The sequence below is a fragment of the Piscibacillus salipiscarius genome (assembly GCF_042685285.1).
Classification (GTDB): domain Bacteria; phylum Bacillota; class Bacilli; order Bacillales; family Alkalibacillaceae; genus Piscibacillus; species Piscibacillus salipiscarius.
The window spans coordinates 1-21,746 of sequence record NZ_JBHUMZ010000020.1; the positions used below are offsets into that span (position 1 = coordinate 1).

Sequence of the window (21,746 nt, forward strand, 5' to 3'; positions counted from 1 at the left end):
AATTATATACGACCATTTTCGAAATTAAATTGCCACAGCCCTGTAGAATACAGGACCGTGGCAGCATAGGTGTTTTTTCTTGTCTCATTTCCCTGGGTCAGTTCAAAAGGCGGGGGTCAACTTTATCCTTCTAAAATGGCTCGGACGGGGCTACCATCAGCACCTTCTATTTTTAATGGAAGGGCAGTGAGCCTGTACATACCCGGCTTGACATCGGTTAATGTTAATCCTTCTAAAATATGCACTCCGTTTTGAAGTAGTGAGTGATGCGTATCTAGCGTTTTACTGTCTAACGGATCGACTGACGGTAAATCCACACCGAGAAGTTCTATGCCATGTTTTAAGAAAAAAGGTCCGAGGTCAGGATGAATGATTGGAATTTTTTCTGGGAAGACATCATCTGTCCACGTTTCAGTTTTAAGTAAAACCCTGCGAACTTCACTTAAATCGAGTCCGTCAAAATCTTTAGGAGTAATTTCACCTTTAGTTGTGACATCAACAACAAGTGCATCACCGACGAATAGCTCAAGGGGAAGCTGCTCAATCGTCATGCCACTATCTTTAAAATGGAAAGGGGCATCGACGTGAGTTGCGGTATGGCAGCTCGTTGTGATTTGACCAACGTTGACTGAACCTGTTTCCTCCTGGGACCAAGTGAGGTTATAGGAAAAGGGCGTATCACCCGGCCAAGTCGGTGTGTTCGCATTTAATAATCTTGAAATATCATAAATCATATCGCACACTCCTTAAGCAATGACATCACGTTCATTTTTATATTGCTTATATCGTTGATTGTCCATGATGTCTTTTAAAATCATCACGGTTTTGTACACATCGTAATAGGAAACGTAAAAGGCAACGGGGGCAAGGCGAATAACATTTGGCGCGCGGAAGTCAGGTACGACGCCATTTGCTTTGAGTGCCTTACAAATACTCGCAGCTTCTTGGTGCTCGAGGCATACATGCCCGCCGCGATGCTTGTCATCTGTCGGGTTTCCAATCGTAAAATCATAGTCTGATAAATGTTCTTTTACGAGAGTCATTAAATATTCAGTAGCTTTGAGCGATTTTTCGCGAATAGCCTCAATGCCAACTTCTTCAAAAAGCTCAAGCGAACCGATTAAAGGCGCAACACTTAGAACGTGGGGAGTTCCAATCTGGAAAGCTCCAGCTGAATCCGCAGGTGTAAAATCATGCTCCATATCAAATTGTTTCGTTTTGTCTGATCCAAACCACCCCGCAAGCCCCGGTTCAGCTCCAAAATGTTTTTCATGTACAAACAGCCCTGCAACACCGCCTGGTCCGTTGTTAACATATTTATAGTGGCACCAGTAAGCAAAATCGACTCCATGTTCGTGGAAATTATGTGGAATGGCGCCTACCGAATGGCAACCATCCCAGCCGATTAAAATACCACGGTCATGTGCTGCCTCGGTTACACGCTTAATATCGAGTAGCTGACCGCTGCGATAAAGGACAGTGGGTAGAATGACTAGGGCGACTTCGTCCGTCATCGCTTCGATAATATCATCCTCATTTAGCGTCCTGCCATCACGGCTTTTAACGCGAATTAAATGCTCATCAGGATCTAATCCGCGAAGCTTAAGTTGACTTTTTAAAGCATAAATATCTGAAGGGAAGTTCAGCTCATCTGCTAAAATCTTTGTGCGTGATCCCTCAGGTTTGAAAAAAGTCGCAACTAGCTGGTGGAGGTTCGTTGTCGTCGAACCTGTAACTACGACTTCCTCAGGATTACCACCCACTAAAGTTGCCATTTTGCTTCCAAGGTTTTCAGAAAGGAAAAACCAAGGATGGTCGCCTTTCGTCCAACCATCAATCCCGTAATTTTTCCAAGAATCAAGCACTTCTAAAAGACGTTGTTCCGAACGCTTTGACAATAGCCCAAGCGAATTCCCGTCCATATAAATTTGATTATCTTTTATGTAAAATTCATCTTTGTAACCACGAAGCGAATCCTGTTGATCCAATTCACGTGCAAACTCTTCAGTCGGTTTAAACATCCAAATCCCTCCTAATATCAATATACCATAAAAAGAGTTCAAGTGATGAGAATAGATGTGTTCGCATTAGGGTTAGTTTTGTTCGTATGTTTGTATGAACTGTTCGTATTTCAAGAAAGTTTGTCCGTGTAATTAAGGGAACTGTTCGTATAGGCGATAAATTTGTTCGTAAAATGGATTTAATTGTTCGTATCATTCTACATATCATCTTTAGAACGTTCGTCAGGCTGGGGAGGACGACTTACCAAGACACAAAAAAAGGGTAGAGACGTGTCTCTACCCATACTGCTCCTCGAATTGTACAATGGAACATGGTTTGCGAAAATAAAAGCCTTGATAATAATCGCAATCAAGCGTCTGAAGAAATTTAAGTTCCTCTTTAGACTCGATTCCTTCTGCAATCATTGGAATGTTAAGCTCGTTAGTGAAGTGAGAGATTCCTCTTAATATCGCCTGGTTCTTCACATTTTGATCGATATTTTGAATAAATTGACGGTCGATTTTGAGTAAATCAATGTTAAACAGGCTTAAATGAGCAATAGATGAATAGCCAGTGCCAAAGTCATCTAACGCAAAGCGGAACCCTATGTTTCTAAAGTCATTAATGGTGTTATTAACCAGTTCATGATCATGTATTAATGCCGTTTCTGTAATTTCGAAAATAATGTTCGATGCGTCGACTTGGTAATGTTCTAACGTTGATAAAACGTAGTCTTTGAATGACTGTCTTAAAAAACGCTTAGGCGATAGGTTATTAGTAATTGAGATATTTAGACCTATATCGTCTCTCCAACGTCTAATCGTTTCACAAGTTTTACGCAGCACAAAGTGGTCAATTCGATGAATCAGCCCTGACTTCTCAGCAATTGGGATAAACACATTAGGCGGAACATACCCATGCTTAGGATGTTTCCAACGAATTAAAGCTTCAGCAAGTGCCACTTGTTTTAATTCGTTACAATAAATCGGCTGTAAATAAAGCTCAAGTTCATTATTTTCAAAAGCGAAATTCAAATCTTGCTCAAGTTCATAATCGTTAAACGTTTGCTTCTCAACATCTTCTTCAAACATTTGCCAAGAATTTTTACCAATCGTTTTAACGTAATGAACGGCTCGATCAGCGTTATTGATTAGGTCGTTTAACGTATGACCGTGATTCGGAAACTGGCTAACGCCGATACTAGAAGTGACCTGAATCTGATACTCGTCAATTAACATTTTGCGTTCAAGTGAGTCTTTGAGGCGCTGTGCTATGTCCTCGATCGATTCATCATCTTTTAAACGGTTGACCATAATGACAAACTCATCACCACTTAACCGTGCGCAGATTCCGCGGTCCTGAATAACATGGTCCATTCTTGTGGCAGTCAGGGTAAGAACCTTATCGCCAATGTCGTATCCAAGAGATTCATTAATTGATTTAAAGTTGTCTAAATCTAAATAGATAATCCAAAAAGGCTGTTTCTTACGTTGGTTCATGATGTTATTAATGTAAGTTTCAAAATTTCTCCGGTTTTTAAGTCCGGTAATTTGATCATGATTTGCAATAAATTCAACTTCCTGTTCGTGAAGCTTTCGCTCTGTGAAATCAACTAACACACCGTCGATTTGAGTGATTTTCCCATTATGATCAAAAATAGGGATCGCTTGTTCTTCAACCCATTTCACTTGCCCTGCTTTCGATAAGATCCGATACTCATGCTTAACCTTTTCACCTCTTAGAATTTGTCTTCGGTTACGCGAAAAACTCGTTAAATCCTCAGGGTGAATATATCTTAACCAGTTAAAATCATCCTGATAGACTTGTTCGACTGTCACATCAATCATTCGTTCGATTCCTTTAGACACATACTCAAGCCTTCTATTATCCAAATTAAACGAGCAAACAATCATATCGAGAGAGTCGTAGATTTTCTGCAGGCGCTCGCGATTTATGGAAAGATCTTTTTCTAAACCACGCAGTTTGGTCACATCTTGGATAATTCCAATTAAACGAACGGGATCTCCGTTATCATTTAATATACTGTCACCTCTTACATGAAGCGTACGAATACCACTCTGAGTTTTAATGCGGTAATCCATCTCGTAGCTGGTCCCGTGTTCCATCGCCTGTTCGAAGGTTTCTTTAAATTGAGTATAGTCATCCGAATGTGTCATAGAGAAAATTTTATTGAGATCGATTGATTCATCTTTCCATTCAGGTCGTTCATAGATTTCATATAGTTGGTCAGACCAATGGATCGTATTCGTATTAAGGTCGACCTCCCAGGTCCCCATATCTGCAGTCGCTTGAGCAGATATCAATTTTTCTTTTATATGTGAAAGTTCACTTAAATCACGCTCAGTGTCAGTTAAATCATGAACGAGCGCGTACAGACCGATAACTTTTTCATTTTCAAAAATTGGGATACTTGTCAGCCTGACTGGAATTTCAAAACCATGTTTATGTATAACTTTTGTAAAATGCTTAACGGATTTTCCAGATATGACACGATTAAAATAGTTAACCGTTTCGCTTTGGAAGCCGTCTGCAATAAACGGGTTAAACGGTTTTAAATGAAGATCACGGTATTCATAAGAAAGCATGTCTAACAGTGCCTGATTCATGTCAATCATGATTCCTTTATGATCAACCGTCACAATTCCATCTGGAAACCGGTTGTATAAATCTTTTTGAGTCTGATTCTGTTGGTTAAGTTGAAGAGCCTTATGTCCGCTCCATTCTGTTCCAGCCATGATCCTAACCTCATCTTTCAGTCATCCAATTCTAGCCAATTATACTTATACCTAGTATAGCATACTACGCTAATACTTCCTATTATCTATCAGAAAGTTTCGAATATAATAGAAGTAAGATATAATAAAAGAATAGTAGGGTAAGACAAGCATATAATAGTAAAAAATCATTAAGGAGATGAAATAACATGAGGTTATTAACCATTGCTATTAGTTTTCTACTAATAACAGGTTGTGGTGTCATAGATGAGGTCAATCAAACAGTTGATTATGGTAAAAAAACAAAAGACTACATTAGCACGATGGCAGGTTACCAAGATGATGTTTCAAATTATATGAACAAAGAACAATTAACAGAGCAAGATATTAAAGACATTAAAGTTTTAATAGATGAAGTTGAAGCAGAAATTAAGGAATTTAATGAAATTGAGCCTCCAAGTGTGGCTAGCGGAATCCATGATGAAATTGAAGCTAAAAATAATCAAGTGTTAGAAGCTACGGAAGAGGCGAAACGCCAAATGAACCAAGGGCAGTTTGATGCTAGTGCATTTGAAAACCTAGAAATTGCTAAGACTTTAGCTGAACTAAAAGCTTATAAAGAACAAATTGATCAAGTGATGAACTAAAAAGGAGGGGCCTTTAAAAGGCTCCTCCTTAGTTATTTAATCTAATACATTGGCTTCAGCAGTTTTAATTTTATCTAAGCTTTGTTCTAAGTCAGCCCAAATGTCTTCCCAAGCTTCAAGACCGCATGACATTCGAATGAGGGTGTTAGATATACCCATCTTTTCTCGGCTCTCTTCTGGGACAACAGCGTGAGTCATTGTCGCTGGATGCTGGATGATGGTCTCGGCATCGCCTAAGCTTACAGCAATTTTTAAGAATGACAGATGGTTTAAAAATTCTTGAGCTTCTTTTTTACCACCTTTCACTTCAAAGGCAATAACACCTGCACCTAAACGCATTTGTTTTTTCGCAATATGATAGTCAGGGTTATCTGGATCAAATGGATAATAAACGCGTTCAACATTTTGATGAGCTTTTAAGCGTTCAACAATTGTTTCAGCTGTTTGTGAGTGGCGCTCCATACGAAGTGATAACGTTTTAATACCACGTAAAAGTAACCACGCATCAAATGGCGACATTTGCCCGCCGATATCTTTTTGTGTTGTCATAGCCATATCAGAGATGAAATCTTCTTTTCCTACAACAAGACCTGCTACAACATCACCGTGTCCCCCAATATACTTCGTGGCACTATGAATGACAATATCACAGCCAAGGTCAATAGGACGCTGTAAGTACGGGCTTGAGAAAGTATTGTCTACTACGACTGGAATCTCGTACTCTTTCGCAACTCGCGCCACCATTTCTAGGTCAATGACTTTCATCGTTGGATTAATGGGTGTTTCGACATAGATGACGCTTGTTTCCGGTAAAATATGTTCACGAATCTGATCCTCTGTTTCCATGGAGATATAATCTGATTTAATATTATATTTTTCATCCAAGATTGAAAGTAAACCAAACGTACAACCGTAAAGTCCTTGTGAGCACAAGATGTGTTCGTTCGCCTTAGTTAATTTAATAAGGGTCGCCGATACAGCTGCCATGCCAGTTGCGAATGCCAAACCAGCTTCACCATTTTCAAGTCTCGCAATTCGTTCTTGCAGCGCTGTTACGGTTGGATTCCCTAAACGGCTATAGATATAACCTTCTTCCTCACCAGCAAAACGGCGCTCACCTTGTTCAGCCGAATCAAACGTAAATGTTGATGTTTGATAGATTGGCGTTGATAAACTCCCTAAATGATCTTTAGAATCGTAACCGACATGTACGGCTTCTGTTTCAAAACGTCTTTCCTTCATGTTTTCATCCCCCTTAAGCAAAGTCTGTTAGTTTATATGTATTATTGTAACATAAAATTTGAAAGCGCTTTCGTTAAATTTGCTATTAAAAATATGAGCATTAGCTAGGTTGTCTCCGATTGTCCGTATCTGAAGTGATTTTGTACGTATTTCGCTGGCAAGTGTTTGTATTTCATGAGGATCTGTTCGTATCCGGAACCGATTTGTTCGTATTTGAAGTGGAATTGTTTGTATTCGGAATGAGTTTGTTCGTATGCATAAAAAAGCAATTTCCAAAAGCGGAAATTGCTAGTTACTTAACCTACAGTCTTCATTTTTCTTATATGCAAAAATCTCTCATAGGAGTATAAGATTAACCCAAGCCATATAAGGGTAAAGGTAATAGCGTGTACTTGCGTAAAGGACTCACCGAATAAAAAGACACCTAATAACAACATAATCGTTGGTGCGAAGTATTGCAGAAATCCAACTAATGATAATGGAATGCGCTTTGCACCTTGGCCGAACAACAATAGTGGTAGAGCAGTTGCAAGTCCGGTACCTATTAAGATTAATCCTTCAAATGAAAAGCCCATCGCACCTGTGCCGTTTGATTCTAATAAGAACACATAAACTAATGCTACTGGCGTTACTATTAATGTTTCAATCGCAAGACCGAATATAGCATTAAGGTCGACCGTCTTCTTAAGTAATCCGTATAAAGCAAACGTAACGGCCATGCCTAAAGCAGCCCAAGGAACAGAACCGAAATTATAAGTCATATAAAAGACACCAATAAATACTAGAGCAATCGCTGTCCACTGGATTTTAGTAAATCGTTCTTTAAGAAATATAAAGCCAAAGAAAATACTTATTAACGGGTTTATGTAATAACCTAAGCTTGCATCAAGCACGCGGTCTGAGTTAACAGCCCATATAAAGATAACCCAGTTCAAACTGATGATCAATCCTGCGGCTGTGATTCCGAAGAGCTTTTTCTTATTAAACATAATTTGTTTACATTCTTCTAAAAATAAGTGCCAGCGGCGAATTGTGACTATTAATAGAATCATAAATACAAAGGACCAAATAATTCGATGAGCTAGAATTTCCCATGCAGGGACATGGTCGACTAGCTTCCAATACAGCGGTAAAAATCCCCACAGCAAATAAGCACCAGATGCATATAAAATTCCTAAACGTTCATTTGACAATCCTAACATCTTCTTTCTAGTTATAATGATTTTTGAATTTTATTATAGTATAGAAAATTTTGCAATGAACATGCTTAAAGTTGTTGTTTACATTTGTTTTAGATACACTGAAATGAGAGGTAATAAAGGAGGAGACGCCATTGAATATACATGTATCAGACGAAGCAGTGGATTGGTTTGTTAACGAAATGGACCTAAATGAAGGAGATGTGATTCGCTTTTTCCCGAAATACGGTGGGACGAGTGACTTTCAGGATGGCTTCTCAGTTGGAATTGAACCAGGGCGTGCTGATGTCGCTGGCGTTGAAACAGAGAAGAATAATATTTTATTCCAAGTGGATGAAAAGGATGAGTGGTTCTTTAAGGACCAAGATTTATATGTTGGGGTTAAGAACGGGGAGCTTGCGTTTTCGAACGAACCGTTAGAGTCATAGGGGGAAGAAATATGTCTTGGACACGAGAAGAAGCGTTTGACTTTCTAAAGACAATTTATACAGACGAGGTCATGCAAGATGAGAAGCGTCGAGTTTTTAAGATGTTAAATCGTCAGCTTTATGAACGGTTGGATGACCTTGCGATTAATAATGCTTTATCTGACCGCTCCGAAAAGCAACTTAAGTTTTTTAAAGAATTTACATTTATGCCAGGGGATAATATTTTTCAGTCCATGCGTTATTTATTCTTAATGGCTCGCGGTGAGAAAGAGCGAGACAGGCAAAAGACTGAGATGCATTTGAACCGCGTTTATCATTCGCTATTTCAGGCAGCTGGCTGGAGGAATCCGATTATTCCTGACTCGTTCTGGGAGACGCCACTAGGTATTGCATGCCGAATTGCCGAAAAAGGCGTGGAAGATGTTTATCCAATATTAGATGACATGACGTAATCTCACTCATTACTTATGGGTGGGATTTTGTTTTGTCATATGATGTGTGCCGTCATAGCGTTCTGTTTACTGTCTTTAATCGTTCTTGTAAAAGCAAAAAGTTTAAGGAAATTAGATTAAATTAGGTATTTTGGGCAGTTTTTGTTATAATATAAAGGTTGAATAAGTTTATGTGAAAAGAATAGGAGAATTTTTAATGCAAGAGAACAAAGACATTCGCAACATAGCGATTATTGCCCACGTTGACCACGGGAAAACAACCTTGGTTGACCAAATGTTACATTACTCAGGAACGTTTCGTGAGAATGAACATGTAGATGAACGTGCGATGGACTCGAATGATTTAGAGAAAGAACGCGGTATTACGATTTTAGCTAAAAATACGGCGATTAATTATAACGATACTCGCATTAACATTTTAGACACACCAGGACACGCAGATTTCGGCGGTGAAGTTGAACGGATTATGAAAATGGTAGACGGTGTTCTGCTAGTCGTTGATGCTTATGAGGGCTGTATGCCTCAGACTCGTTTCGTGCTTAAAAAGGCACTAGAAGATGGCTTAAAGCCGGTAGTCGTTTTAAACAAAATTGACCGTCCGAATGCTAGGCCTGAAGAAGTGGTCGATGAAGTATTAGACCTTTTCATTGAGCTTGGTGCAGACGATGATCAACTTGAATTCCCTGTTGTATATGCATCAGCTTTAAACGGAACGTCTGGTGAAGAGCCTGAGGAACAGCAAGAAACGATGGATCCGGTATTTAAAGTTATTTTAGATTACGTGCCAAAACCTAAGCGTGATGTGGAAGGGCCACTTCAGTTCCAAATCACGATGCTTGATTACAACGATTATGTCGGTCGTATCGGTGTTGGACGTATATATCGTGGTCGCATGAAAGTCGGCGAGCAGGTCGCGTTAATGAAAAAAGACGGCAGCATGAAAAAGTACCGTGTAACGAAACTGTTCGGTTTCATCGGATTAAAACGTGTTGAAATTCAAGAAGCTGAAGCGGGTGACATTGTAGCAGTAGCGGGAATGGAAGACATCAACGTTGGTGAGACGGTTTGTGATGTTGAAAATCCTGATGCACTACCAATTCCGCGTATTGATGAGCCGACATTACAGATGAAGTTTGTGACGAATAACAGTCCATTTGCTGGTCGTGAAGGTAAATTCGTAACGGCTCGTCAGATTGAAGAACGTCTACTCACTCAACTTGAAACGGACGTAAGTCTTCGCGTTGAGAAAACTGAATCACCAGATGCTTGGATTGTATCTGGTCGTGGTGAGCTTCACTTATCGATTTTAATAGAAAACATGCGCCGTGAAGGTTTTGAATTACAAATTTCTAAGCCACAGGTCATTATAAAAGAAATGGACGGTGTGAAATGTGAGCCTATGGAACGCGTTCAAGTGGACGTACCTGAAGAGCACCAAGGTGCGGTGATGGAATCACTTGGTGAGCGAAAAGGTGAAATGATTGATATGGTGAACCAAGGAAATGGTCAAGTCCGCTTAGAATTTAAAATACCTTCAAGAGGTTTAATTGGTTATACGACAGAATTTATGACACAAACACGTGGGTTCGGGATCATTAACCACACATTTGATTCTTATGAGCCAGTCGTTGGGGGCCGAGTAGGTGGCCGTCGCCAAGGTGTATTAGTATCTCAAGAAAAAGGTAAAGCGACAAACTACAGCATCCTTGCTCTTGAAGATCGTGGCGTCATTTTTGTTGAACCAAATACAGAAGTATATGAAGGTATGATTGTTGGGGAGCACAACCGTGAAAACGACTTAACAGTTAACATCACGAAAGAAAAGGCTCTAACTAACGTGCGTTCAGCAACAAAAGATAACACACAAACCATTAAATCCACACGTAAATTAACGCTTGAAGAAGCGATAGAATATCTGGATGACGATGAGTATTGCGAAGTAACTCCAGAATCAATCCGTTTACGTAAGAAAATCTTAAACAAAGGTGAACGTGAGCGTGCTCAGAAAAAATCTAAATTAAATAGTTAATGTGAAAAAATCCGCTGAACTTAGTGTCAGCGGATTATTTTAATGCATTATTGAAAATGTGGATCCATAAGTAAACGGTCAATCTCTTCCATATGACCGGTTTCATCGGCTATCATATCATCTAATTTAACAGACAGTTCGGTTAAACCGAGTTCGTCAGATTGTTTCTTACGCTCTTCATAACGATCAATCGTTGCTTTTTCAGCGTCTCGAGCAGCTTCAAGCATTTTCTTAACATCCGTTTCTTGAGGTACAGGTGCAGGCTCAACGGTTGGTGTGCCACCGAGTGACTTTATTTTTTCGGCTAAGTACAACGCATGCCCTTGTTCATCAGCAATTTCGCTTTCGAAAAAAGGTTTTAATGTAGCGCGATATAAACCTGAGACGACAGCCGCATTATTCGTATACATGATTGAGGCTGTGTACTCGTTTCTTAAATCTTCATTTAATCCATCAATTAATTCTTGCATTTTTTGATCCATAAAAAACATCCACCTTTCGTTTGGAGTTCTATATATGGTTTTCCCTGTTCTTGCAGGAATAAACATGACTGTACTGTCCCAAAAGATGATCAAAGGACCAAAAAAAGCCTCCCAGTGACCGGGAGGCTTTACAATTTATGATGCTTTGCGTTCAAATAATTTATTAAGTTCGTGCTCGATATTCTTAAGGTGTGCATCTTTACCGTTATTCTGATATTTGACTAAGGCTTTTTCTACCGAATGCATCACAGATTGAATATGCTGTTCAGTATTACCGTTTGTCTCGACGGTCTCTTTAAGCTCAGCTTCTAGTTGGTTTAGTAAAAATTCATTCCCATGTTGGTTTGCGATTTCTACTAAATTAGCCGCTGAATAATCAAGAAGTTGAGCTTCGACGACATCATCAGCATGACGTGGCATGACCTTATATTCGTCATAGTTATAAGTTAAAACGCCGGTAACGGACTGATAATACTCATTCGCTCTGACTAAATCTGTATCTGAATCAATGACAAAGTGTCCGTTAGCGTCGTAGGCTTGATAGTTATGATAACCATCATCACCCTCAACATAAAAATCTTTAACCGTGACAAGCTGGCCTTCATAAGCTTCGCCAACTTCACTTGAAGTAATCACTATCGGTTCAGGTTCACCAACACCTTTTTCGATAATAGATACATGATCTTCACTTGGGAGAATTTGAAGCAGGCCAAAGTATTCCTCGGTTCGTGCTTTAGCACTGATTTTGTCACCAACTTGTGCTCCGAAATCTTCAGCACGAACGACGATTCCAGCGGTGTCATCCTGAACGTAGTAATTGTACATGCCACCAGCATAGAATGCGGCAGTGATTACACCTTCGATATGAACGCGAGTATCGAGTTCGGCATCACGTGCCGATTGAATTGATTGAACAGGTAACTCCTCCGTTACATCTTCTTCACTTCTAGGCATTAACTTGAATTCACTGAAGTTATAATCAATGACACCAACGATTTCATCGTAAGTTTTACCAACTTCTAAAAAGCCAGCATCATTATCGATGACAAATTCACCGTCTGCATCACGTGCAGTATAATCGTTATATTGGTTGACGGATAGTATTTCAACATCTTCCATAGTTACTAGCTGAGCTTCGATGGACTCGCCAAGGTCACTAGATGATACTAGTGTTGGTTCAATGTTTGACACATCTTCTTCGATCACCTGTACATTAGCATCAACGATTTGGAGCATACCGTAATACTCATCCGTCACACCAGAAGCGGCAATTTTATCACCGACATTTGCTTCTAAATCACTCGTACGCACGATGATTCCAGCCGTATGGTCTTGAATATAATAGTTTGTAAGGCCGCCACTAACTACTTTATGAGTAATTGTGCCTTCAACTGTGACGCTAGTTCCTAATTCAGCTGATCTAGCGTCAGCGATAATTGGCTCGCGTTCGAAAGCAGGCTCATATCCTTCATTTAAAGCTGTTAATTCATCTCCAAAGAAAATTCGAGCATGCACCGGCACTTCCGCCCAATCGTCTGGCATGTAATAAAGACCAGTTTCTGAGTTAGCTACGTAACGATGTAACGGACTATTATCGTAGCGAGCACGGAAGATAAATGGTAATTCCATTAATGGTGTGTCTTCAGACCAGATCCCTTTATTTTGTTCTTTAGCGGCCTTAACAGCATCCTGGTACTGTTGGTAAGTTTCCTCAGGTCCAACAGGCCAAATAAAATAAGTAGAAGCATAACCTTCTTGTACTAATTTGAGGTTTGTATTTAGGTTGTCCTCTTTGCGAACGACCTCAGCTAACACACGGCCATACGTATCAAGAGGCTCCTCTCCAACTTTGATGATGACTTCATCACCAGGCTGCAATAGTTCACTTAAATACTCCTTGGCCTGTTCACCATGATATTTTTGAGAATGGTTCGGGTCTTCTAAAATTAATTCTGGGTCATAATCATCTTGATGGTAGGTTTCTGGGGTGTCCATATTTAAGAAGCGGATCGTCGTTTCTCCTAAAACTGGTTCATTGACATGGATTGTATCGCCGTCAACAATTCGGTCGACTGTACGATGGTATTCCTCTTTGGGGTCATTATCTGGAGGTGTGACTTCTTCATGACTACCAATATAGTCAAATGTATCTTTTGGGAATGCAATCCAATCAGTAGATGGATCAAAGTCATCTGATGCATTGGTGTCGCCAGCTGTAATAGAAATGTCTCTTACTAATGTTTTATCTTGAGTTTTGGTTAGGTTGTCTCCCCAATAATCTCCAGGGTCTTCACCGACTTTTCCAAGTGAATCAATGATGTCTCCGTTACGAGTATCGGCATTATAGTTTTTAAAAAGAATGATTGCATCATCGCCATTAAAATTATAAGCGAAAGAGTTTCCGGTAAGATTTGCTTGATCTAATAATGGTTGATCAGCATCACTGTGAGCCATTACAAAGGTTTCACCGGGTTCAAGTGTGCCAGCTAGATTTAACTCATTAGCATAACCATCACCAGGTTCAAACGAAGCACCATTTGTGAAAGTTACAATAGAATAAGAAGACATATCGACCGTCTCACTTGTCCCATTATAGATTTCAATGGCTTTATTATAACCGCCACCTTCAATATATTCTGAGATGATCAAATCATGATGAGTGTCTGCAAAACTACTTGTTGAAAAAGTTACCGTAAAAAGTGCGAACAAAACAACAGTAAAGAACTTCTTCACTAAGTTTCCCCCTCCTGTAATAAATTTCAGTTTAATTATAACTTGTCTTCGAATAAAAATCTCACTAATTGTAGAAATTAATATAGAAATAATTCAATAGGGTGATATGTGAAAATAGTATAAAAAAATCAAAAAATCTTACAAAACATCTTCAACTTATGACAAAAATGTGTATAATAGAGAGTACAGGCTTTTTACTGCAGCGAAAGTTGCATAAATTTTTAAAAAATTAGGGGGTAAAAAGTAACATGAGAAATTTCAGTAAATTCTTGTTATTTTCTTTAATCGCTTCTCTAGTACTTGTACTAGCTGCTTGTTCTGGTGGCGATAGTGAAGAAGATACTAATAACAATAGTGAAGGTGAAACAGAAAGTAACCAAAGTGAAGGTGAAGGCGAGGGCGAAGAAACTGCTTCTAAGTCTGAGCAGGTTCTTAACGTTAACATTAAAGAAGAGCCTCCATCGTTACACCCTGGACTAGCTTCTGATACGACATCAAGCTCAGTATTAGACCAGGTATTTGAAGGGTTAACTCGTATTAATCCTCAAGGTGAAGCAGAAGAAGCTATGGCAGAAGACATTCAAGTGTCAGATGACCAAAAAACTTACACGTTCACAATTCGTGAAGGTGCTACATGGTCGAATGGTGACCCTGTAACAGCTCAAGACTTTGAGTTTGCTTGGAAATGGGTATTAAACCCTGACAATGCTGAAACGGATTATGCTTATCAGCTTTATCCAATTAAAAACGCAGAAGCTGCAAAATCTGGAGAAGCTTCTTTAGATGAAGTAGGAATTACTGCTAAAGATGATAAGACGTTAGTTGTAGAACTAGAACAACCTACTCCTTATTTCGAAAAGCTAACTGCATTCCACACTTATTATCCTGTTAACAAAAATGCTGTTGAAGGTAATGACGAGTGGTATACAGATGCAGGTGAGCAATATGTAACAAACGGTCCATTCTTATTAGATTCTTGGACTCACAAAGATAAAATTGTACTTAAGAAAAATCCTGACTACTGGGATGCTGAAAATGTATCTCTAGAAACAGTTAACATGTTCATGGTTGAGAACGAAAACACTGCATTAAATATGTTTAAAAATGGTGAGTTAGACTGGGTAGGTTCTCCATTTGACTCAGTACCATTAGCAGCTATGGATCAACTTAAGCAAGAGGACAAGTTAAACATTTCACCACTAGCTGGTGTTTACTATTATGCATTTAATGTTGAGAAAGAGCCTTTCAACAATGCTAAAATTCGCCGTGCATTTGCTCTAGCGATTAACCGTCAAGCAATTGTTGAGAACATTACTAAAGGTGGACAGCTTCCAGCAATGGCATTAGTACCACCAACAATTTGGGAAGAAAACGAAGAGGGTTACTTCGAAGATAATAACGTTGAAAAAGCTAAACAGTTATTAGAAGAAGGACTTGAAGAAGAAGGTTTAAGTGAGTTACCAAAAGTAACAATTTCTTATAACACTAGTGAAGCACACGCTGCAATTGCTCAAGCAATTCAAGATATGTGGAGACAAAACCTTGGTGTAGATGTAGAACTTGCTAACGAAGAATGGCAAGTATACTTAGACACTATGGGTAATGGTAACTTCCAAGTTGGTCGTATGGGTTGGTTAGCTGACTTTAACGATGCAATTAACTTCTTAGAAATTTTCCAATCTAAAGGTGGAAACAACTACACTAACTGGGAAAGTGAAGAATATGCTTCTTTACTAGAAGAGTCTAGAACAATTACTGATCCAGAAGAGCGTAAATCAGTATTAAAAGAAGCTGAACAAATCTTTATGGATGAATTACCATTAGCACCAATTTACTTCTACACAAACGTATACACTAAGAAAGATTACGTTAAAGATGTTAAACCAAGTGCGATGGGTAGCATCAACTTAAAATACGGTTCAATTGAATCAGCTGAGTAATATTCACAACACACAAAATTAAATGAGAAAAGGTATATAGGAAACATTCTATATACCTTCTCTCGTTAAAAAAGAGAATTTATTAACTATTCAAACAACAAGAGTTAACTCCAAAAGATTACATGACATGACTTTTTAAATATTTCTAATAACTTTAGTTTATGTATTGTTGGGGTGATTCAATCACCCCTTTTTAATGTGAAAAAAGAGTTAATATTTTGAATTTTCTATTGTACAAAAATGGAGGTGGAGGAATTGGGTAACTATCTCTTAAGGAGATTTGGTTCAATGCTGGCATCGTTATTTTTCATTGTAACGATTACATTTGTTTTGATGCAGCTTGCTCCAGGTGGGCCATTTGCATCTGAGAAAAAAATGCCGCCGGAAATTGAAGCACAGATGAACGCGAAGTACGGTCTAGATGATCCACTTCATATCCAGTATTTTGACTACCTAAAGGACGTCGCTCAGTGGGATTTTGGCCCATCATTAAAACTTACAGGTCAAAGTGTAAACGATATCATTAACCGTAGTTTTGAATATTCCTTACTATTAGGGCTAGAATCAATCTTTCTAGCACTAGCATTTGGGATTTTATTAGGAGTGATCGCTGCGTTAAGGCATAACTCAGGAGTGGACTATACGGCGATGGTTATTGCTGTATTAGGTATTTCAGTACCAAACTTTATTTTGGCAGCCGTGCTGCAATATTTCTTTGCAATGAAGTTACAATTACTACCAGTAGCAGGATTTGATTCATTTGCACACACACTCTTACCAGCAATTGCGTTAGCAACAACGCCAATGGCTTTCATTGCAAGATTGATGCGTTCAAGCATGCTAGATGTATTAAGCTCGGATTATATTAAGACAGCGAAAGCAAAAGGTTTAAATGAACGTGTTGTTACTTACAGGCACGCTCTAAGAAATGCGATTATGCCGGTTGTCTCTTATTTAGGACCACTTGTCGTCGCAATCTTAACAGGAAGCTTCGTGATCGAGGAAATCTTCAACATTCCTGGATTAGGTGCAGAGTTTGTTAACAGTGTTACAAACCGTGACTATACAGTTATTATGGGTACAACTGTGTTCTTCAGTGCGTTACTTCTAGTATCCATATTATTAGTAGATTTACTTTACACACTCATTGACCCTCGAATTAAGTTTGGTAAAGAAGGAGGGAAAAGCTAATGTCACAACCTGAATTAAACAGAGCAGAAATAGAACAGACAGATTTTGAACCATTAGTTAGAGATGAATCTGATGCTGAGAAAATTTCCGGAGAAAGTACATCTTACTGGAAAGATGCTTGGCGCCGTTTTAAAAAGAATAAATTAGCTTTGTTCGGTGTAGGTGTCATATTATTCCTAGCATTTATGTCATTCTTTGGTGGTCCTATATCTGGTTACGATTATTACACAAACAATTACGCCATAACTAACCAATCACCAAGCGCTGATCATTGGTTTGGAACCGATAACCTTGGCCGTGACGTATTTTCAAGAACTTGGTATGGAGCTAAAATATCTCTATTTATCGGTATTATGGCTGCACTTATCGACGTTGTGATTGGTGTTATTTGGGGTGCAGTTGCAGGATATTTTGGCGGAAAAGTTGACGAATACATGATGAGAATAGCAGATATTCTTTATAGTCTTCCATATTTATTAGTGGTTATTTTGTTAATGGTAATTTTACCACAAGGATTATGGACACTAATCATAGCGATGACCTTCACAGGCTGGATTAACATGGCCAGAATTGTCCGGGGTCAGGTTATGCAGTTAAGAAATGAAGAATATGTGCTAGCCGCTCGAACCTTAGGTGCTAATAGTAACCGAATCATGTTTAGACACTTAGTGCCAAATACACTTGGTCCAATTCTAGTAACATTAACATTAACTATTCCAAATGCAATCTTTACAGAAGCATTTTTAAGTTATCTAGGTTTAGGTGTACAAGCTCCACTTGCAAGTTGGGGTACAATGACAAATGATGCGATAGGCGCATTACAATATTATCCTTACCAATTATTCTTCCCAGCGTTCTTTATCTGTTTAACGATGCTGGCATTTAACGTAATTGGTGATGGTATGCGAGACGCGTTAGACCCTAAATCTCGTAAATAAGGAGGGGAAAACCGTGAAAAAAGTATTAGAAGTAAAAGATCTAAATGTCTTTTTCGATACGTATAAAGCTGAAGTTCAAGCAGTTCGTGGAGTGTCTTTTGACGTACACGAAAAAGAAACTTTAGCCATAGTTGGTGAGTCAGGCTCAGGAAAGAGTGTGACGTCCCAATCAATTATGAAATTAATACCAATGCCTCCTGGAAAATTTGCTGGGGGTTCCATTAAATTTAATGGTGAGGAATTATTAGATAAATCAGAGAAACAAATGGAAGACATTCGTGGTAAAGAAATTAGTATGATCTTCCAAGATCCAATGACATCATTAAACCCAACGATGACTGTTGGTAAACAAATCGCGGAAAGCTTAATTAAACACCAAAACATGTCGAAGTCTCAAGCACGTAAACGCGGTTTAGAGCTATTAGAACTAGTAGGAATTCCAAACCCTGATGCTCGTATTGATCAGTATCCGCATGAATATTCAGGTGGTATGCGTCAAAGAGCAATGATTGCAATTGCGCTTGCATGTAATCCTAAACTGTTAATTGCCGATGAACCGACTACAGCTCTTGACGTAACAATTCAGGCACAAATCCTGGATTTAATGCGTGACTTACAAGATAAAGTCAATACATCGATTATTTTAATTACACACGATTTAGGTGTCGTTGCTAATGCAGCTCACCGTGTAGCCGTCATGTATGGTGGTAAAATTGTTGAAACGGGTACGGTAGATGAGATTTTCTATAATCCAACACATCCTTATACTTGGGGTCTATTAGGCTCGATGCCTGATTTAGACAGAGATGGCGAAGAAGAGTTACAAGCTATTCCTGGTACGCCACCAGATTTATCTGATCCTCCAAAAGGATGTCCTTTTGCTGCGCGTTGTCCGTATGCGATGAAAGTCTGCGAAAACCACATGCCTGATTACTTTGAGCTATCTGATACTCAGAAGAGTGCATGCTGGTTATTGGACGAACGTTCACCTAAGGTAGAACCACCTGAATCTGCTAAAGTAGGAGGTTCGAAACGCGATGAAGAATAATGAAGATAAATTATTAGAAATAAAAGATTTGAAAAAACATTTTAAAGTTGATCGTAAGACAACTTTAAAAGCTGTAGATGGCTTGAATTTTGATATCTATAAAGGGGAAACATTTGGATTAGTAGGTGAATCTGGTTGCGGTAAATCAACAGCTGGACGTACGATTTTACGATTATATGGTGCAACAGATGGTGACGTTATTTTCGATGGGAAAAACGTTCATGATAAAAAATCAGCAGCCGATACTAAAGAATTAAGCCGTAAAATGCAGATGATCTTCCAGGATCCTTACGCATCTTTAAACCCGCGTATGACGGTTAAAGATATTATTGCTGAAGGTATTGATATTCACGGATTAGCTAATAACAAACAAGACCGTGAAGATAAAGTTATTGAGCTATTAGAAACGGTTGGTCTGAATAAAGAGCACGCGAACCGTTACCCACACGAATTCAGTGGTGGTCAGCGTCAACGTATCGGGATTGCTCGCGCACTAGCACTAGACCCAGATTTTATTGTGGCCGATGAGCCAATTTCTGCACTAGACGTTTCGATCCAAGCTCAGGTTGTTAACCTCATGAAACGTCTGCAGAAAGAAAGAGGATTAACGTATTTATTCATCGCGCACGACTTAGCGATGGTAAAGCATATTAGTGACCGTGTAGGGGTTATGTATTTAGGAAGAATGATGGAGTTAGCGTCAAGTGACGACTTATACAAAAATCCATTACACCCCTATACACGTGCCTTATTAAGTGCGATTCCTAAAAGTGATCCGGATGTTGAGAAGAACCGTGAGCGAATCATCTTAGAGGGAGATGTACCAAGTCCAACTAACCCTCCAAGTGGTTGCCCGTTTAGAACAAGGTGTCCGCTTGCACAAGAAGTATGCGCTGAAGTTGTACCTGCATGGATTGAAGCTGAGGAAGGTCACCATGTGGCGTGCCACGTCTATGATGATCGTTATAGTGATCAATTTGATGCTGCCAAACAAGCGATGTCATAATTTTTAAGAACCTTTTTTATAAGGTTCTTTTTTTTTTTGCTTCAGGTTCGTATCATGTCTCATATTTTTGCTCTAATGTCCTATAAAACGGCTTCAATGTCTCATAAACTTAGTCGAATGCCTCTTTTCGACAAAATTCGATTCCTCATGTAGGTTAAAAATGTCTCATAAACGGTTCTATATGTCCCATAAAACTTCCGAACAGGATTCTTTTACGCCATGTGCGAAAAAGCATCGATATTGACGTTGGTGATCGATAAATCAAAGAAAAGGTTCGATAAAATGACGAATTTTACTTCGTCGACAAATTTCGCGGTAGATATATCTCAAAATGGGGTAGATAAAAGGGAAAATTGGGATAGATATCTTAAACCAAAAGGTTCATTTAAAAATAAATCTCGGCTAAATTTCGCTCTTTCTGCAAAAAATGTTATCATAGAATGGGTTTTAACATTTAACGTAATTTTAGGAGGTAAAGACATGCCAAGTGAAACGTTAAATCAGTTTTTAAATGAGAACTTAAACGAGCTTAAAGACCAAGGACTTTACAATGAAATCAACGTTGTAGAAGGGTCTAATGGTCCAAGAATTACAATCGATGGCAAGGAGCTTATTAACCTGTCGTCAAATAACTATTTAGGTCTTGCAACGGACGATCGTCTAAAAGAAGTTGCGAAAGACGCTGTTGAATCACACGGTGTTGGAGCGGGTGCCGTTCGTACGATTAACGGAACGCTCGATTTACATGTAAAATTAGAAGAAAAAATTGCAGAATTTAAAGGGACTGAAGCTGCAATTGCTTATCAGTCAGGTTTTAACTGTAATATGGCAGCGATTTCAGCTGTTATGGATAAAAATGATGCCATTTTATCTGACGAGCTTAACCATGCATCGATTATTGATGGTTGCCGTCTTTCTAAAGCAAAAATTATACGATTCAATCATTCAGATATGGCTGACTTACACGAGAAAGCTAAAGAAGCGAAAGAATCTGGTCAATACAATAAAATTATGATTATTACTGACGGTGTTTTCTCAATGGATGGGGACATTGCGAAGCTTCCTGAAATCGTTGAGATCGCTAAGGAATTTGACCTAATCACTTATGTAGATGACGCGCATGGTTCTGGTGTTTTAGGAAAAGGTGCCGGAACTGTTAAGCATTTTGGACTGCAAAAGGATATTGACTTCCAAATGGGTACGTTATCTAAAGCCATAGGTGTTGTGGGCGGTTACGTAGCCGGTAAGCAAAATTTAATCGACTGGCTAAAAGTACGCTCTCGTCCGTTCTTATTCTCAACGTCACTATCACCAGCTGACGTAACGGCTTGTACTAAGGCGATTGACCTATTAATGGAGTCAACAGAGCTTCATGACCGTATGTGGGAAAACGGTGACTACTTGAAAAAAGGTCTAAAAGAATTAGGCTTTGATATTGGAAATAGTGAAACGCCAATCACACCTTGTATTATAGGAGAAGAAAAGGCGACACAAGAATTTAGTAAACGTTTATTTGATGAAGGTGTTTATGCTAAATCAATCGTGTTCCCAACAGTGCCAAAAGGAACAGGGCGCGTGCGTAATATGCCAACAGCCGCACATACAAAGGACATGCTTGATGAAGCATTAGCCATCTATAAAAAAGTCGGAAAAGACATGGGACTTATATAGAGAT

At 39.0% G+C, this 21,746-nt stretch carries 17 protein-coding genes; 10 read left to right on the forward strand and 7 right to left on the reverse strand.

Features of this window, described 5'->3' with window-relative positions:
- Positions 1-122 precede the first annotated feature (122 nt).
- From kynB to ACFSW4_RS08500, 3 genes are all read right to left on the reverse strand, one after another.
- Positions 123-734: an arylformamidase gene (kynB, locus tag ACFSW4_RS08490; protein WP_377328678.1), complete on the reverse strand. Its 612-nt coding sequence runs from the start codon at positions 732-734 to the stop codon at positions 123-125.
- Between the two features lie 12 nt (positions 735-746).
- A complete protein-coding gene (gene kynU / locus ACFSW4_RS08495) occupies positions 747-2,021 on the reverse strand; it encodes a kynureninase (protein WP_054754742.1) in 1,275 nt (424 codons plus the stop codon).
- Between the two features lie 276 nt (positions 2,022-2,297).
- On the reverse strand, positions 2,298-4,757 hold the full coding sequence (locus tag ACFSW4_RS08500) for a sensor domain-containing protein (protein ID WP_377328680.1): 2,460 nt from the start codon (positions 4,755-4,757) through the stop codon (positions 2,298-2,300).
- Positions 4,758-4,945: 188 nt separating this feature from the next.
- Here ACFSW4_RS08500 and ACFSW4_RS08505 point away from each other — a divergent pair, with 188 nt between their 5' ends.
- On the forward strand, positions 4,946-5,383 hold the full coding sequence (locus ACFSW4_RS08505; protein ID WP_054754745.1) for a DUF6376 family protein: 438 nt from the start codon (positions 4,946-4,948) through the stop codon (positions 5,381-5,383).
- Positions 5,384-5,419: 36 nt separating this feature from the next.
- Here the strand turns inward: ACFSW4_RS08505 and megL are convergent, their stop codons facing one another.
- Together megL and rarD are read right to left on the reverse strand one after the other, a co-directional pair.
- Positions 5,420-6,625 (reverse strand): methionine gamma-lyase, encoded by a 1,206-nt coding sequence (gene megL, locus ACFSW4_RS08510; RefSeq protein WP_377328682.1) that lies wholly within the window; start codon positions 6,623-6,625, stop codon positions 5,420-5,422.
- Positions 6,626-6,921: 296 nt separating this feature from the next.
- Entirely contained in the window at positions 6,922-7,827 is a 906-nt protein-coding gene (rarD, locus tag ACFSW4_RS08515; RefSeq protein WP_054754746.1) for an EamA family transporter RarD, read from the reverse strand.
- A gap of 131 nt (positions 7,828-7,958) precedes the next feature.
- On the opposite strand from rarD, the gene ACFSW4_RS08520 reads away from it, so the two are divergent.
- The 3 genes from ACFSW4_RS08520 to typA all read left to right on the forward strand — a co-directional run bounded on the left by ACFSW4_RS08520 (position 7,959) and on the right by typA (position 10,733).
- Positions 7,959-8,252: a HesB/YadR/YfhF family protein gene (locus ACFSW4_RS08520; RefSeq protein ID WP_054754747.1), complete on the forward strand. Its 294-nt coding sequence runs from the start codon at positions 7,959-7,961 to the stop codon at positions 8,250-8,252.
- Positions 8,253-8,263: 11 nt separating this feature from the next.
- Positions 8,264-8,704: a hypothetical protein gene (locus ACFSW4_RS08525; protein WP_377328684.1), complete on the forward strand. Its 441-nt coding sequence runs from the start codon at positions 8,264-8,266 to the stop codon at positions 8,702-8,704.
- A 196-nt stretch (positions 8,705-8,900) separates the two neighbouring features.
- The gene (gene typA / locus ACFSW4_RS08530; RefSeq protein WP_054754748.1) at positions 8,901-10,733 is read left to right on the forward strand and encodes a translational GTPase TypA; all 1,833 of its coding nucleotides are present in this window, start codon (positions 8,901-8,903) and stop codon (positions 10,731-10,733) included.
- A 47-nt stretch (positions 10,734-10,780) separates the two neighbouring features.
- Here typA and ACFSW4_RS08535 read toward each other — a convergent pair whose 3' ends face one another.
- Positions 10,781-11,215, reverse strand: a complete 435-nt coding sequence (locus ACFSW4_RS08535; protein ID WP_377328686.1) for a ferritin-like domain-containing protein — start codon at positions 11,213-11,215, stop codon at positions 10,781-10,783.
- Positions 11,216-11,350: 135 nt separating this feature from the next.
- Positions 11,351-13,948: a thermonuclease family protein gene (locus tag ACFSW4_RS08540; RefSeq protein ID WP_054754749.1), complete on the reverse strand. Its 2,598-nt coding sequence runs from the start codon at positions 13,946-13,948 to the stop codon at positions 11,351-11,353.
- Positions 13,949-14,196: 248 nt separating this feature from the next.
- On the opposite strand from ACFSW4_RS08540, the gene ACFSW4_RS08545 reads away from it, so the two are divergent.
- The 6 genes from ACFSW4_RS08545 to ACFSW4_RS08570 all read left to right on the forward strand — a co-directional run bounded on the left by ACFSW4_RS08545 (position 14,197) and on the right by ACFSW4_RS08570 (position 21,742).
- Complete coding sequence (locus ACFSW4_RS08545; protein WP_377328688.1) at positions 14,197-15,888, forward strand: peptide ABC transporter substrate-binding protein; 1,692 nt, start codon at positions 14,197-14,199, stop codon at positions 15,886-15,888.
- 255 nt (positions 15,889-16,143) lie between these two features.
- Entirely contained in the window at positions 16,144-17,079 is a 936-nt protein-coding gene (locus ACFSW4_RS08550) for an ABC transporter permease (protein WP_377328690.1), read from the forward strand.
- A complete protein-coding gene (locus ACFSW4_RS08555; protein WP_054754750.1) occupies positions 17,079-18,017 on the forward strand; it encodes an ABC transporter permease in 939 nt (312 codons plus the stop codon). Before ACFSW4_RS08550 ends, ACFSW4_RS08555 begins: the two co-directional genes overlap by 1 nt.
- A 13-nt stretch (positions 18,018-18,030) precedes the next feature.
- Complete coding sequence (locus tag ACFSW4_RS08560) at positions 18,031-19,065, forward strand: ABC transporter ATP-binding protein (protein WP_054754751.1); 1,035 nt, start codon at positions 18,031-18,033, stop codon at positions 19,063-19,065.
- Complete coding sequence (locus ACFSW4_RS08565) at positions 19,055-20,071, forward strand: ABC transporter ATP-binding protein (RefSeq protein WP_377328692.1); 1,017 nt, start codon at positions 19,055-19,057, stop codon at positions 20,069-20,071. Before ACFSW4_RS08560 ends, ACFSW4_RS08565 begins: the two co-directional genes overlap by 11 nt.
- Before the next feature lie 480 nt (positions 20,072-20,551).
- Complete coding sequence (locus ACFSW4_RS08570; RefSeq protein ID WP_377328694.1) at positions 20,552-21,742, forward strand: glycine C-acetyltransferase; 1,191 nt, start codon at positions 20,552-20,554, stop codon at positions 21,740-21,742.
- The last annotated feature ends 4 nt before the right edge of the window (positions 21,743-21,746 follow it).